The sequence below is a fragment of the Coprococcus aceti genome, assembly GCF_025567285.1.
Classification (GTDB): Bacteria; Bacillota; Clostridia; order Lachnospirales; family Lachnospiraceae; genus Coprococcus; species Coprococcus aceti.
In genome coordinates, this window is sequence record NZ_JAOQJT010000007.1 from 53,379 (window position 1) to 65,668 (window position 12,290).

Annotated in this window: 13 protein-coding genes; 11 read left to right on the forward strand and 2 right to left on the reverse strand. The window is 48.0% G+C overall.

Going from position 1 to position 12,290, the window contains the following annotated elements:
- Positions 1-2: 2 nt before the first annotated feature.
- The 7 genes from spoIIAB (at position 3) to OCV54_RS10370 (ending at position 4,934) form a co-directional block, all read left to right on the forward strand.
- Positions 3-440: an anti-sigma F factor gene (spoIIAB, locus tag OCV54_RS10340; RefSeq protein ID WP_015533153.1), complete on the forward strand. Its 438-nt coding sequence runs from the start codon at positions 3-5 to the stop codon at positions 438-440.
- On the forward strand, positions 440-1,123 hold the full coding sequence (locus OCV54_RS10345) for a sigma-70 family RNA polymerase sigma factor (protein ID WP_055223915.1): 684 nt from the start codon (positions 440-442) through the stop codon (positions 1,121-1,123). The genes spoIIAB and OCV54_RS10345 overlap by 1 nt, the downstream gene beginning before the upstream one ends.
- A 57-nt stretch (positions 1,124-1,180) precedes the next feature.
- On the forward strand, positions 1,181-1,804 hold the full coding sequence (locus OCV54_RS10350; RefSeq protein WP_015533150.1) for a stage V sporulation protein AA: 624 nt from the start codon (positions 1,181-1,183) through the stop codon (positions 1,802-1,804).
- Positions 1,794-2,210: a stage V sporulation protein AB gene (locus OCV54_RS10355; RefSeq protein ID WP_055223917.1), complete on the forward strand. Its 417-nt coding sequence runs from the start codon at positions 1,794-1,796 to the stop codon at positions 2,208-2,210. The genes OCV54_RS10350 and OCV54_RS10355 overlap by 11 nt, the downstream gene beginning before the upstream one ends.
- Before the next feature lie 40 nt (positions 2,211-2,250).
- The gene (locus tag OCV54_RS10360) at positions 2,251-2,700 is read left to right on the forward strand and encodes a SpoVA/SpoVAEb family sporulation membrane protein (RefSeq protein WP_015533148.1); all 450 of its coding nucleotides are present in this window, start codon (positions 2,251-2,253) and stop codon (positions 2,698-2,700) included.
- A 119-nt stretch (positions 2,701-2,819) separates the two neighbouring features.
- Positions 2,820-3,200, forward strand: a complete 381-nt coding sequence (locus OCV54_RS10365) for a DUF3783 domain-containing protein (protein ID WP_055223918.1) — start codon at positions 2,820-2,822, stop codon at positions 3,198-3,200.
- Positions 3,201-4,934 (forward strand): VanW family protein, encoded by a 1,734-nt coding sequence (locus OCV54_RS10370; RefSeq protein WP_055144015.1) that lies wholly within the window; start codon positions 3,201-3,203, stop codon positions 4,932-4,934.
- Between the two features lie 7 nt (positions 4,935-4,941).
- On the opposite strand, the gene OCV54_RS10375 is transcribed toward OCV54_RS10370, so the two are convergent.
- On the reverse strand, positions 4,942-6,297 hold the full coding sequence (locus OCV54_RS10375; RefSeq protein ID WP_330375965.1) for a chloride channel protein: 1,356 nt from the start codon (positions 6,295-6,297) through the stop codon (positions 4,942-4,944).
- 165 nt (positions 6,298-6,462) lie between these two features.
- On the opposite strand from OCV54_RS10375, the gene spoVAD reads away from it, so the two are divergent.
- A complete protein-coding gene (gene spoVAD / locus OCV54_RS10380) occupies positions 6,463-7,488 on the forward strand; it encodes a stage V sporulation protein AD (protein WP_015533144.1) in 1,026 nt (341 codons plus the stop codon).
- A 6-nt stretch (positions 7,489-7,494) separates the two neighbouring features.
- Positions 7,495-7,851 (forward strand): stage V sporulation protein AE, encoded by a 357-nt coding sequence (gene spoVAE, locus OCV54_RS10385; protein WP_015533143.1) that lies wholly within the window; start codon positions 7,495-7,497, stop codon positions 7,849-7,851.
- 64 nt (positions 7,852-7,915) lie between these two features.
- Here spoVAE and OCV54_RS10390 read toward each other — a convergent pair whose 3' ends face one another.
- A complete protein-coding gene (locus tag OCV54_RS10390; RefSeq protein WP_055223920.1) occupies positions 7,916-10,639 on the reverse strand; it encodes a transglycosylase domain-containing protein in 2,724 nt (907 codons plus the stop codon).
- A gap of 261 nt (positions 10,640-10,900) precedes the next feature.
- On the opposite strand from OCV54_RS10390, the gene OCV54_RS10395 reads away from it, so the two are divergent.
- Both OCV54_RS10395 and gpr read left to right on the forward strand, forming a co-directional pair.
- The gene (locus OCV54_RS10395) at positions 10,901-11,212 is read left to right on the forward strand and encodes a hypothetical protein (RefSeq protein ID WP_015533142.1); all 312 of its coding nucleotides are present in this window, start codon (positions 10,901-10,903) and stop codon (positions 11,210-11,212) included.
- A 92-nt stretch (positions 11,213-11,304) separates the two neighbouring features.
- The gene (gpr, locus tag OCV54_RS10400; protein WP_015533141.1) at positions 11,305-12,207 is read left to right on the forward strand and encodes a GPR endopeptidase; all 903 of its coding nucleotides are present in this window, start codon (positions 11,305-11,307) and stop codon (positions 12,205-12,207) included.
- Positions 12,208-12,290 lie beyond the last annotated feature (83 nt).

A 12,290-nucleotide genomic window follows, 5' to 3' on the forward strand; every position in this document is an offset into this window, starting at 1 on the left:
GTATGGATAAGAACAGATTGATCATGGAATTTGGCTGTGATGCCCGGAATGAGGCTGTGGCGAGAGTCGTGGTGGCGGCTATGCTGACGAGGACAAATCCGACACTCAGTGAGGTGGAGGATGTCAAGACGGCGGTGTCGGAGGCTGTCACGAATTCGATAATACACGGATATGGATCCGGGGAGGGAAGCATAATCCTGGAGGCATACATAGAGGAGCGCACCCTGTACATAACGATCACAGATCACGGCTGCGGCATAGAGAATGTCGACAGGGCAATGGAGCCGCTTTACACCACTGTCACGGACGGAAGCAGATCGGGCATGGGATTTTCATTTATGGAGGCTTTCATGGATGAGCTAAAGGTAGAATCCCGCGTGGGTGAGGGAACCGTGGTAAATATGAAGAAGATAATAGGAAAAAGTCAGGAGATATATTGATGGCGGATAATCATCGTTTGCTTGAACTTGCAAAAGATGGAGACAGAGATGCCAGAGATAAACTTGTGACGGACAATATGGGACTGGTGGTCAGCGTTGCCAGAAGATATGTGGGGAGAGGACAGGAACTTGAGGATCTTATACAGATAGGGCTTATAGGCCTTGTAAAGGCCATAGACAGGTTTGATATGGACTATGAGGTAAAACTGTCCACGTATGCGGTTCCACTCATTCAGGGGGAGATTAGACGCTTTCTCAGGGATGACGGAATGGTGAAGGTCAGCAGAAATCTTAAAACGATATACTACAGGGCAGACAGATACAGACACGAGGTCGAAAAAAACAGAGGGACTGAGCCGGGAATGGAGGAGATATGTGAGGCTATAGGAGCGACTCCTGAAGAGCTTGTGATGGCGATGGACGCGGCATCGGATGTGACATGCATAGATGATCTTCACGCGGAGATGTGCGGCACGGAAGATGGAGACCGCATCGTGGACAGGCTGTGTGTATCGCAGCTTCTGGACACGCTCACGCCGGATGAGAGAAAACTTGTGGTGTTGAGGTATTTTCAGGACAAGACGCAGGGACAGACAGGGCAGATCCTTGGCATGAGCCAGGTGCAGGTGAGCCGGCTTGAGAAAAAGATACTCGGAAGACTCAGATGGAAAATATTGGAGTAATATCAGCCATATACATGGACAGACTATTCTTAGAATATAAGAACAGGGGACATGTATATGGCTGAACTTTTGTATTTGAAACTGTCGGAGAGCTGTCTGGCGGAGAAGCGAAAAGTCAAAATAAAAGATGTGGCGACGGTGCTGAGCCCGAATCCCGATATAAAATACGGTGTTGAGAAGCTGGAGCTCATGAGCTTTTCCGGAAGCAAGGAGCAGCAGGTCATATCGGTGATGTACATTCTGCAGGTGATACAGGAGCACTACCCGGACTGCCAGACACAGACCATAGGGGCAACGGACGTGGTTGTGTATTACAGGACATATGACACCAGCGACAAAGTAAAGCAGTTCTTCAAATTCCTGATGATATGCTTCATCGCATTTTTCGGAGCAGGCTTTTCCATCATGTCGTACAACTCGGATGTCAATATGGTTGGACAGCTTGACGTCATGCACAACATATTTGTGGGGCAGGGCAGGGATGCCTATCCTGTGGCGGGAATAGCATATTCCCTGGGGCTCTTCATCGGTATAATCGTATTTTTCAATCACGGTGCAAAGAAAAAATTCTCTGATGATCCTACACCGCTTCAGGTTCAGATGAGACAGTATGAACAGGAGGTCAACCAGACAGTCATAACGGATGCCTCCAGAAAGAAGGCGGAGAGAGATGCTGATTAGATACGCTATGCTTGCCATAGCCTGCTTTGCCAGCGGTGTGGCCATATCGGGCGGGTATTTTGCATTTATATCCATGATAGGAATATTCCCCAAGCTCCTTGAGAAGGTAAAGGGGGCAAGGCATTATCTGCTCATAGAGTGTCTGCTGGCATATGGTGCGGCACTGGCAAATCTGATATATGTATTCAAAATATCGGTTCCGGTGACATGGGTGGGATATACCATCATATGTCTGTTCGGAGGGATATTTGTGGGATGCCTGGCGGGGGCACTTACGGAGGTGCTGAATGTCATTCCGATCGCAGCCAGAAGATTCAGTGTGAGAAGGAATTTCCCTTATGTCATATACGGCCTTGCTGCGGGAAAACTGGTAGGCTCGGTGCTGAGTGTAGTTCTGGGCATGTGATAAAGTCAAAATTATTTTGTGTGAAATGGAGGTATTTGTTATGAAGTTTGAACCTACAGAGAGCGATTACAATGAATATGTGGAGCTTGTGACACCCACATCAAGCGTTCCGAGAAACTGCCTGTGGGCGTTTCTTGTGGGAGGCGTGATCTGCACGATAGGGCAGGGGATATTTGACCTGCTGGTACACTTCGATGTGAAGGAAGACGAGGCGTATGCGTATGTATCGCTGATACTCGTCCTCGTAAGTGTCATCCTCACAAGTCTGAATCTCTACAAGAAGATAGCAAAGTACGGCGGTGCCGGAGCACTTGTGCCGATCACAGGATTTGCAAATGGTGTGTGTGCGCCCATAGTGGAATTCCAGACTGAGGGTGAAGTGTTCGGAAAGGGCGTGAAAGCGTTCACCATAGCGGGGCCTGTTATACTGTACGGTATATTTACAAGCTGGCTGCTCGGTGTTATATATTGGATAGTCTCAATATGGTGAAATGGGGGTTATTAAATTAAAAATCAACATATTTTCCCCACATCGGTTGACAATATTTGAAAAAATAACATAATGAGTATAGATTTGGACAAAAGAAGAAAGACAGGAGAAATGCTGACATGAAGAGGCTAATGACAGTCAATCTGGCACTTGAGCAGAAGAGTGCAGTACAGGATATATGCAGTGACATAGGTGCGGAGTGCGTTGACATTCAGAGAAAGCATTATGGTATGAAGGTCGGAAGTCTGTGCGACACGGCTGACATATCTGGCTGTGGAGATGAGACCGGACAGACGGAAGATCTCAGTATGGATATGCTCATATTTGACGGAGTGAGCAGCAAAGAACTTGATATATTTCTTGAAAGGTATAAGAAGACCGGGCTTCCGGCAGTAAGGCTGAAGTCGGTAGTGACACGGAGCAACAGGGAGTGGACTGTACAGCAGCTCTACTCGGAGCTTGCAAAGGAATATCTATTCTACAGGATGAGGGGAATGTAGATGGCAGACGAAAGAAGAAACGGACATACAACTGAAAATAGACTTGCGCAGAACAGGCAGAGAGCTTCAGGACGTTCAGGACGGCGTGCATCTGAGCAGTGGAGGAAGAGACAGCAGCGATACAGAGTGATAAGCTGGATACTCACGGCGGTGTTCATGGTGATATTTTATGCGCTAATATGTGCGTGTGTGGGCAACAGAAAGCTGTACAAAAAGACCACCATAAACGGATTAGACGTTGGCGGAATGAAATCTGCGGAGGCGGCAAAGAGCATAAATGACCAGTTCAGACGCGATTACAGCAGTGTGGGCATACAGGTGAAGCTGGATGACAAGACTTACACCCTGGATGTGTCGGCGGCGCTGGATATGGATTCTGAGAAGTCTGTGCAGAAGATACAGGATGACTCACACAGCTTCTGGAGAAGAGGCTATGGGCTTCTGGAATCATGGACACTTGGAAGCAGCTATGATATTTATCCATATATAGGCGACAGCGGCATCATAACGACCGCCATCGAGAGCAGTGATATGATGAAGGTCGATCTGGATATAGAGGATGGATACAGGATAGAGGACAAGAACCTCATTGTGACAAAGGGAAAGGGCAGCTACAGGATAGACACAGACAAGCTGGTAACCCGCATAAAGAAGCAGATAGCAAAAGGAGACTATGGCACTGTGGTGGAATGTCCTGTCGTGTCTGCTGACGTGGATCTGGACGAGGTATACAAAAAGGTACATTGTGAGCCGCAGAATCCAACGCTTGACCCGGACAAGAACTACGAGGTAGTTGAGGCCAAGGACGGTGTGGACTTTGATCTGGAGGCGGCAAAGAAGAGCCTTGAATCTGCCAAGAAGGGAACGGATGTGAGCATCCCGCTCACATACACCCCGGCGGATATGAGTACGGAAGAATACAGGAAGATGCTGTTCAGAGACGAGATGAGTTCATACAGCACAGAGGTTGAGGGTTCAGAGAACAGAAAGACAAATGTCAAGCTGGCGGCGCAGTATTGCGATGGAACCATACTCATGCCGGGAGAGTCATTTTCATATAACCTCGGAGTCGGAGAGCTCACCGAGGAGAGAGGCTTCCTTCCGGGCCCATCATATGCTGACGGACAGTCAGTCATGGACATGGGCGGTGGAATATGTCAGGTGTCATCCACCATGTACATGGCGTGCCTGTATGCGAATCTCGAGATAGATGAGAGACATTGTCATCCATACCCTTCATCGTATGTTCCTGCGGGACTTGACGCCACTGTGGCGTGGGGCGGATGTGACTTTGTATTTACAAATGACACGGATTACCCGATAAAGATAAGCACAAGCTACGATGGATATTCCACATCATGTACGATATGGGGCACCATCACGGAGCCGTTCAGCGTGGAGCTCTACACGGAGACCGTTGAGACAGAGCCATATGAGACCAAGTATGAGCTGGACAAGAGTCTTGGCAAGGATGAGCAGGTGCTTGACACAGTGGGAATAGAGGGCCTTACAGTGCAGTCCTACAGAAGAGTGTATGACGGCGATGGAAATGTCATATCGGACAATCCTGAGGCGACAAGCGTGTACTCTAAGCGTGACGAGGTGTACAAGGTAGGAAAGCTTCCAAAGGACAAGGATAAAGACAAAGATAAGGATCAGAACAAAGATAAGAGTGACAGCTCAGACACAGATAAGAAGACGACTGAGTCTGAGTCAGATACTCAGGAAGAGTAGCTGCCGGCTACTCCTCAATGTCGTCTGAGTCGTCCTCCCTGATCCTTATAAGGCCTTCCAGGAATCCCGGTTCCTTGGTCTTTATCTCCTGGTTGGTGTAGAGATTGACATAGTGAGGGCGGAGCTTTGAGTAGATGATCTTCTGCTCGTTGTACAGGCTGTAATAGCCGGACAGCATGTAGCTGACGGCACATCCTATGGTGAACAGAAGTATTCCGTGTGCTCCGAACAGCTCTATGCTCAGGAACAGAGATGTAAGAGGACAGTTTACCACGCCACAGAAGAAGCACACCATTCCGAGGGCAGCGGCAAAGCCCGGGTCGAGTCCCATGAGTCCACCCATGGCGCATCCAAATGTGGCACCGACGAAGAACGATGGAACGATCTCACCGCCTCGGAATCCACAGCCTATTGTTATGGCGGTGAACAGCGCCTTGAGAAGGAAAGCCGTTGGTTTTGCCTCTCCGTTGAGCGCCTGGGCGATGATGTTCATACCGGTTCCGTTGTAGTCGGTGGTGTTGAGTATTATGTTGAGCAGGACGAGCATCACGCCTCCTGCGAATACGCGCACATACTGGTTCTTGAAATATTTGCGGAAAAGCTTGTGCACAACGTTCATGAATATACAGAACAGACTGCTGAGCACTGCGCACAGGATAGCCAGACCGATGACCTTGATCACCAAAGGCACATCCACGGATGTCGGCATGCCGGCTATATTGTAGTGGTCGTGTACAACGTGAAGCTTTTTCGTTATTGCGTATGCGATGACTGACGAGAACAGACAAGGCACAAATGCGCAGTAGTAGAGGATGCCGATACTTATGACCTCCATACTGAAAAGTGCAGCCGTTATTGGCGTTCCAAACAGTGCCGAAAAGACAGCGCTCATACCGCACAGTGTGAGTATGTGCTTGTCGCTGTCATCCAGCTTGAATAGCTTGCCTATAGAGACACCGATGCTTCCACCTATCTGAAGGGCGGCACCCTCCCGGCCGGATGAACCTCCAAAGAGGTGTGTAATGACCGTCGATATGAAGATCAGCGGAGCCATACGGGAAGGAATCTCGTCCTCCACACTTCTTATGGAACCGATGACAAGATTGGTTCCCTTGGAATGTCTTATTCCACAGATCCTGTATATAAATACGATCACGATTCCCGCAAGCGGCAGAAAATATATTATCATATGATTGTTCTCACGGAAGCCGGTGGCGTACTCTACGCATATATGAAAAGCTGTTCCGACAAGCCCGCATATTGTTCCCATTATCAGTGAAAAAACTATCCATTTGAAAAAAGTCGTAGCATATCTGACACATCTGCTAAAACAGTTTACCCAGTATTCCTTTGTAAATTCCACGGCGATTCTCCATTCCTTTTTCTTTGTAAAGCAACTTTAGTAATGTTAAAGCAAATAAATGAATTTGTCCAGTGCTGAGATTAACAAAAACTACCATTATAATCTGCAGTGCATAAGGGAATTATAGTAACAGTTACATTTATCCATATAAGGGAGTTGCATGATATGAATGAGAAAAAAGGAAAACAGAGCATAAAATTTGGCAATCCCCCATATATACTGGGGGCAGCAGCGGTGGCGGGGCCGAAGGAGATAGACGGCCCCATGGCGAGATATTTTGACAGAGTGAGCGAGGATGCAACATTTGGCAAAGATTCCTGGGAGGAAGGCGAGAGCGAGATGGTGCGTCAGGCGGTGACCCTTGCCATACAGAAGGCGGGAATAGTCAAGCAGGATATAAGGTATATATTTGCCGGGGATCTGCTGGGACAGCTCATAGCGTCGACATTTGGAATCAAGGATATGGAGATACCGGTGTTCGGTCTGTATGGTGCGTGCTCGACGTGCGGGGAGGCACTGTCGCTTGCGTCCATGACTGTGGCGGCGGGGTATGCGGACAACGTCATTGCGGAGGCGTCAAGCCACTATGGAAGTGCGGAGAAGCAGTTCCGTTTTCCCTTGGAATATGGAAATCAGCGTCCCCTGTCAGCTACCTGGACGGTCACGGGAAGTGGTGCCTTTGTGGTGTCAGACAGAGAGTCAGATGTGTGTATCCAGGGCGTAACCACAGGGCAGATAGTGGACTATGGTGTGAAGGATTCCCTCAACATGGGAGCGTGCATGGCACCAGCGGCGGCTGCCGTTATATATCAGAATCTTCAGGACTTTGGAATAAAGCCCACATACTACGACAGGATAATAACCGGTGATCTCGGTAAGGTCGGCAAGACGATACTTGAGGATCTTCTGAGCATGAACAATGTGGATATATCGGCAAATCATATGGACTGCGGTATAGAGATATTTGAAAACGAGGAACAGGATACCCACTCTGGCGGATCGGGCTGTGGCTGCTCGGCGACCGTCCTCGCCGGATATATATTGAAGAAGGTGAGCTCCGGGGAGTGGAAGAGAGTTTTGTTTGTTCCGACGGGAGCCCTGCTTTCCACGGTGAGCTATAACGAGGGGCAGACCATACCGGGGATCGCCCATGCGGTCATGATAGAGCATCACGAAAAGAAAGGTGAGTAGATGTAAATGGATTATGTAAAAGCGTTTGTGGTTGGCGGAATAATATGTGTTCTTGCCCAGATATTGATGGACAAGACCAAGCTTCTTCCGGGAAGGATAATGGTCATACTCGTCTGTACGGGAGTTGTGCTTGGAGCGCTTGGAATATACAAGCCGCTTCTGGAATTTGCACAGTGCGGGGCATCGGTGCCGCTCACGGGATTTGGATATAATCTGTGGAAGGGCATAACTGAGGCGGTTGATAAGGATGGATTTATCGGACTGTTCCGCGGAGGCTTCCAGATGGCGGCGGTTGGAAGCTCGGCCGCACTGATATTTGGATATCTTGCATCGTTGATATTCAAGCCGAAGATGACAAAATAGAATAGAAGACAGGCAGGATATAAAAAGCCCCATCATACATTGAATTGTATGATGGGGCTTTCCGTCATTGAGTTGTATCGGTTGAATCATCCGAGCTTGGTTCCTCGGTTGTGGTTATCTCCGTTGAAGAGGTAGGTTCCTCTGACGTTGGTTCCTCAGTTGTAGGTTCCTCAGTCGTTGTAGGCTCCTCCGTTGTTGTATCCTCCGTTGTATCCTCCGATGTATCCTCGGTGGTCGTGGTTGCCTTGGTAGTTTTCTTTGTATCCTTCTTCTTGCCGTGGATGTTACAGTGCTCCTTGAGGAGTGATTCATCCCATGTGTAACCCTCAAGAACATATTCACCATCATCATTCAGCTTGTAGATGAAGGTTGTAGTCTCAGGACATTCCTTGTTGGCAAGCATGTGTGATTCGTTACATACGACAACCTTCTTGACACCTGGACAGTACTTTGTAGGAATCTTGGATGCGTCAAAGTAATCTGTTACGGTAGGACATCCATTCGATGGAAGAAGTCCTGTATCCGAACATACAGTGGCCTGTACGATTCCGTCCGGCATCTCAAATGTAGCTGATGTATCAAGTCCCTTCTTCTCAATGACCTGATCCATGATATCTCTCCACATATAGCACTTGATAGAACCAGGGCTGTATGTGATGTTCTCATCATTTCCAAGCCATATAGAAGCTGTGTAGTATGGGTTATAACCACAGAACCAGTTATCAAAGTCTCCTGATGTGGTACCTGTCTTACCTGCTGTATACATACCTGTGTAAGAGTTGGCACCTGAACCGGTACCTCCTGTTACAACGTCGTGCATGGCACTTGTGAGAAGCCATGCTGTCTGCTCTGATATGACACGTGTCTTCTCAGGCTCCCTGTTGTCTATCAGAAGATTGCCTTCATGGTCGTAAACCTCTGAGTAGAACACAGGCTTTATATAATTACCACCGTTGGCGATGGTTGCATATGCAGCTGTGATCTCTAGGTTGGTAATACCATTTGTCAGACCACCAAGTGCAAGTGACTGGTTGATATCTGACAGGATGAGACCATCGCTGTCTGTCTTTCTCTCAACAAGAGTTGTAAATCCAAGCTTCAGCAGATAGTCATATGCGAGCTGTGGAGTTACGTCTGTGATACACTTTACAGCTATGATATTCATAGACTCCATGATAGCATATCTTATAGTTTTAGGTCCCCAGTATCCGCCGTACCAGTTAAATACCTGATTACCATTCTCATAGTAGTAAGGTGCATCATCGTATACGGTGGCAAGAGACATGTTGCACGCGTCCAGTGCAGGAAGGTATGTGGCAACTATCTTGAAGCAAGAACCAGGCTGTCTGGTAGCCTCAGTTGCACGGTTGAATGATCTGTTCTCAGTTTTCTCTCCACGGCCTCCGACAAGTGCCTTGACCTGACCGGTGTTCTGGTCCATGAGAGTGAATGATACCTGTGGCTGTATGACAAGCTTGAATGTCTCCATGAAGACTTCGTCGCCGGTCTCGGCAACCATGGCATCCCTGAACTCGTCAGCCGCTGCACGGGCATCATCCTCGCTGTAATATCTTGCGCTGTAGTCGTAGCCCTCCTGCTCTGTGAACCAGCTCTCAAGATTCTCCACGCTGTAGTTCGTCTGAACCTTTGTCTCCTTATCCGCAAGGGTGAGAGCGTAGTTGAGCTGATATACAGGCTCAGGCCAGTAGGATGTATCATTTACAACTGAGTCAGCGATCTCCTGGATCTCAGGATCCTGACAAACGATGACCTTGAGTCCGCCTGACCAGATCAGTGACTCTGCCTCGTCCTCTGAGTAGCCCTTGGCAACCAGATCATTCTGAAGCTGCTTGATGACCTCGTCAGTGTAGTAGGAGTTGACCTCTGTCTTCTGCTGCTTTTCTTCCTTCTTAGATACGGAAGCGATACGCTTGTAAACGTTATCGTTTATAGCCTCGTCATACTGCGCCTGTGTTATATACTCAAGATCCAGCATGTATTTAAGAACCTGGGTCCTTCTGGTCTTGTTGTCGTCAGGCGACAGGAGAGGATCGTATTTGGTAGGGTTCTGCGGAATTGCTGCGAGCACGGCACACTCAGATACCGATAACTGGCTGAGCCCCTTGCCGAAGTAAGTCTTGGCAGCGGTCTCAACACCGTAGCAGCCTTCTCCGAGATATATGGTGTTCAGATAATACTCGACTATCGACTTCTTGTCGATCTTCTTCTCCATATCCACAGCCAGGTACTGCTCCTGAACCTTACGCTCAAGCTTATCCAGGAAAGTTGACTCATTCAGTCCGACGTTGAACACGTTGTTCTTGATAAGCTGCTGTGTAAGAGTGGAAGCACCCTCATCGAAGTCTCCGCTTTTGAGACCCTTTATAAATGCTCTGGCGATACCCTGTACATCGATTCCGTTGTGCTCCCAGAAACGTCTGTCCTCTATAGCGACAAATGCATTCACAAGATCCTCAGGAATAGAGTCGTAATACACATACTCTCGGTTGGAGTTGGAATTGGCAAGTGTCGTGATCTCCTTTCCATTCTGGTATACAAGAGTTGTCTTGTATCCCTTAGGTATGAGAGCGTCAGCGTTGATGTTCGGCGTATCATCCAGAATACCCTTGAGGGCACCAAATCCGGCTCCGACACCGACTATCACAATGGCGAGCACCAGCACCAGTATAATCTTAAACACAGAAATGTTAAGCTTACGCCGGTTTCTTGGAAGCTTGGATACCAGCTCCTTCTGAGCCTTCACCGCTCCCTTCTTAGTAAAATCCATAAAAAGACCTCCTTAAAACCTGGGGGATAGATCCCCGCTATTTAATTGTAAAAGTAAATTCTAAATAAGGGCAGACTACTGCCGTTAATATACACTTCAAATTAGTATATCAAATAACAGTATAATAATAAAGAAAAAAATATTGCAACAAAACAAAAATTAATAAACGTGAACGAAAAAATCAGAAAGAGTAAATTGACAACGGTATGATTCAAAAGCATAATAAATATAAAAAAGTGCAGAATAAACAGGAGAAGATATATGTTTGCATCAATAGACGAAGCGGTTGAATACTGGAAGGACGAGCTGTCATATGTGGACGACGCAAAGGTGACAGGATATGTGGGAGGCTACCCGGTGGTGGAATTTACCATCAACAAAGCCGCCTGGGGACTTGTTAAGGACAAGAAGAAATTTGGAAGGATCGTAAGATCATCGGAGATGGAGGGCGGAATAGAAGTCGGTGTGTCGACATGCTTTTATCAGACGGCATCCCTGGAGTGGGAGCCACCTGTCCTCAGGGTGTGCGGATATCCTGAAGTGATCAACAGAATACTTGGCAAGGTAATGTAAGATTTACCGTGGAATGCCCCGGCGGATACATAAAAATGCATCCGCCGGGGTATTTTATTATACATGTAATGGGTTATGTAAGGAGGACGCATATGAACAGGGAGATACGTACGGATCTTGCGATAGAGCTCAGAGAAAATGTAGCCGACAGGAGAAATATGCCTGGGGTCAAGGTGAAGACGGTGGTGAATGAGGACAGGAGCATCAAGACCACCACCATAACGGTGCTGGATGAGATAGGGGAGAAAAATCTGGGAAAGGCAAAGGGACAATATATAACGATAGAGTGTTCCAAGCTTAAGGAATATGAGGAGTCCATACATGAACCTCTGAGGGCGGAGCTTGAGGGCAGACTCAGGGAGCTCATGGGGCATGCGGGAAATATACTGGTGGTCGGACTTGGCAACAGGCAGGTCACCCCGGATTCCATAGGCCCGCTGGTCATAGACAATCTGTATGTGACAAGGCACCTGGACACTCCGGGAAAGCCAGATCTGGTCATGAGTGCCATATGTCCGGGAGTCATGGCACAGACCGGAATAGAGACTGTGGATATAGTCAGGGGAATATGCGATGAGATAGACGTGGAGATCGTGGTTGCAATAGACGCCCTGGCGGCCAGAAGCAGCAAGAGACTCGGATGCACCATCCAGCTCACGGATACAGGTATAAGCCCCGGCTCCGGTGTCGGCAACAACAGAAAGACACTGAGCTCAGACAACCTTGGCAGACGCGTGATCGCAGTCGGTGTTCCGACAGTCATCTCCGTTCCATCCATCATAGACGATTCGCTGGATGAGGTGGCTGATGCATTTAACGAGACCTACGGGCGCAGGATCATGAGGGAGTTCACGGAGAAGCAGAGATACCAGATAGCGTGCAATCTTCTGGACGAGGATATGGCGGATATGTTCGTGACCCCGAAAAATATAGACGAGCTAGTGCGCCGCATCAGCTTTACGATATCTGAGGCGATAAATGCCATAGCGATGTAGAGAAAAATACAGGGAATCATTTGGCACGTACACTCATATATTTGAATAATGGATAACAGAGGCCATAGCATATTCAAAAGGGG

Coding starts and splice junctions, on each gene's coding strand:
- spoIIAB (WP_015533153.1), top strand. CDS start 3: ATGGATAAGAACAGATTGATCATGGAATTTGGCTGTGATGCCCGGAAT.
- OCV54_RS10345 (WP_055223915.1), top strand. CDS start 440: ATGGCGGATAATCATCGTTTGCTTGAACTTGCAAAAGATGGAGACAGA.
- OCV54_RS10350 (WP_015533150.1), top strand. CDS start 1,181: ATGGCTGAACTTTTGTATTTGAAACTGTCGGAGAGCTGTCTGGCGGAG.
- OCV54_RS10355 (WP_055223917.1), top strand. CDS start 1,794: ATGCTGATTAGATACGCTATGCTTGCCATAGCCTGCTTTGCCAGCGGT.
- OCV54_RS10360 (WP_015533148.1), top strand. CDS start 2,251: ATGAAGTTTGAACCTACAGAGAGCGATTACAATGAATATGTGGAGCTT.
- OCV54_RS10365 (WP_055223918.1), top strand. CDS start 2,820: ATGAAGAGGCTAATGACAGTCAATCTGGCACTTGAGCAGAAGAGTGCA.
- OCV54_RS10370 (WP_055144015.1), top strand. CDS start 3,201: ATGGCAGACGAAAGAAGAAACGGACATACAACTGAAAATAGACTTGCG.
- spoVAD (WP_015533144.1), top strand. CDS start 6,463: ATGAATGAGAAAAAAGGAAAACAGAGCATAAAATTTGGCAATCCCCCA.
- spoVAE (WP_015533143.1), top strand. CDS start 7,495: ATGGATTATGTAAAAGCGTTTGTGGTTGGCGGAATAATATGTGTTCTT.
- OCV54_RS10390 (WP_055223920.1), bottom strand. CDS start 10,639: ATGGATTTTACTAAGAAGGGAGCGGTGAAGGCTCAGAAGGAGCTGGTA.
- OCV54_RS10395 (WP_015533142.1), top strand. CDS start 10,901: ATGTTTGCATCAATAGACGAAGCGGTTGAATACTGGAAGGACGAGCTG.
- gpr (WP_015533141.1), top strand. CDS start 11,305: ATGAACAGGGAGATACGTACGGATCTTGCGATAGAGCTCAGAGAAAAT.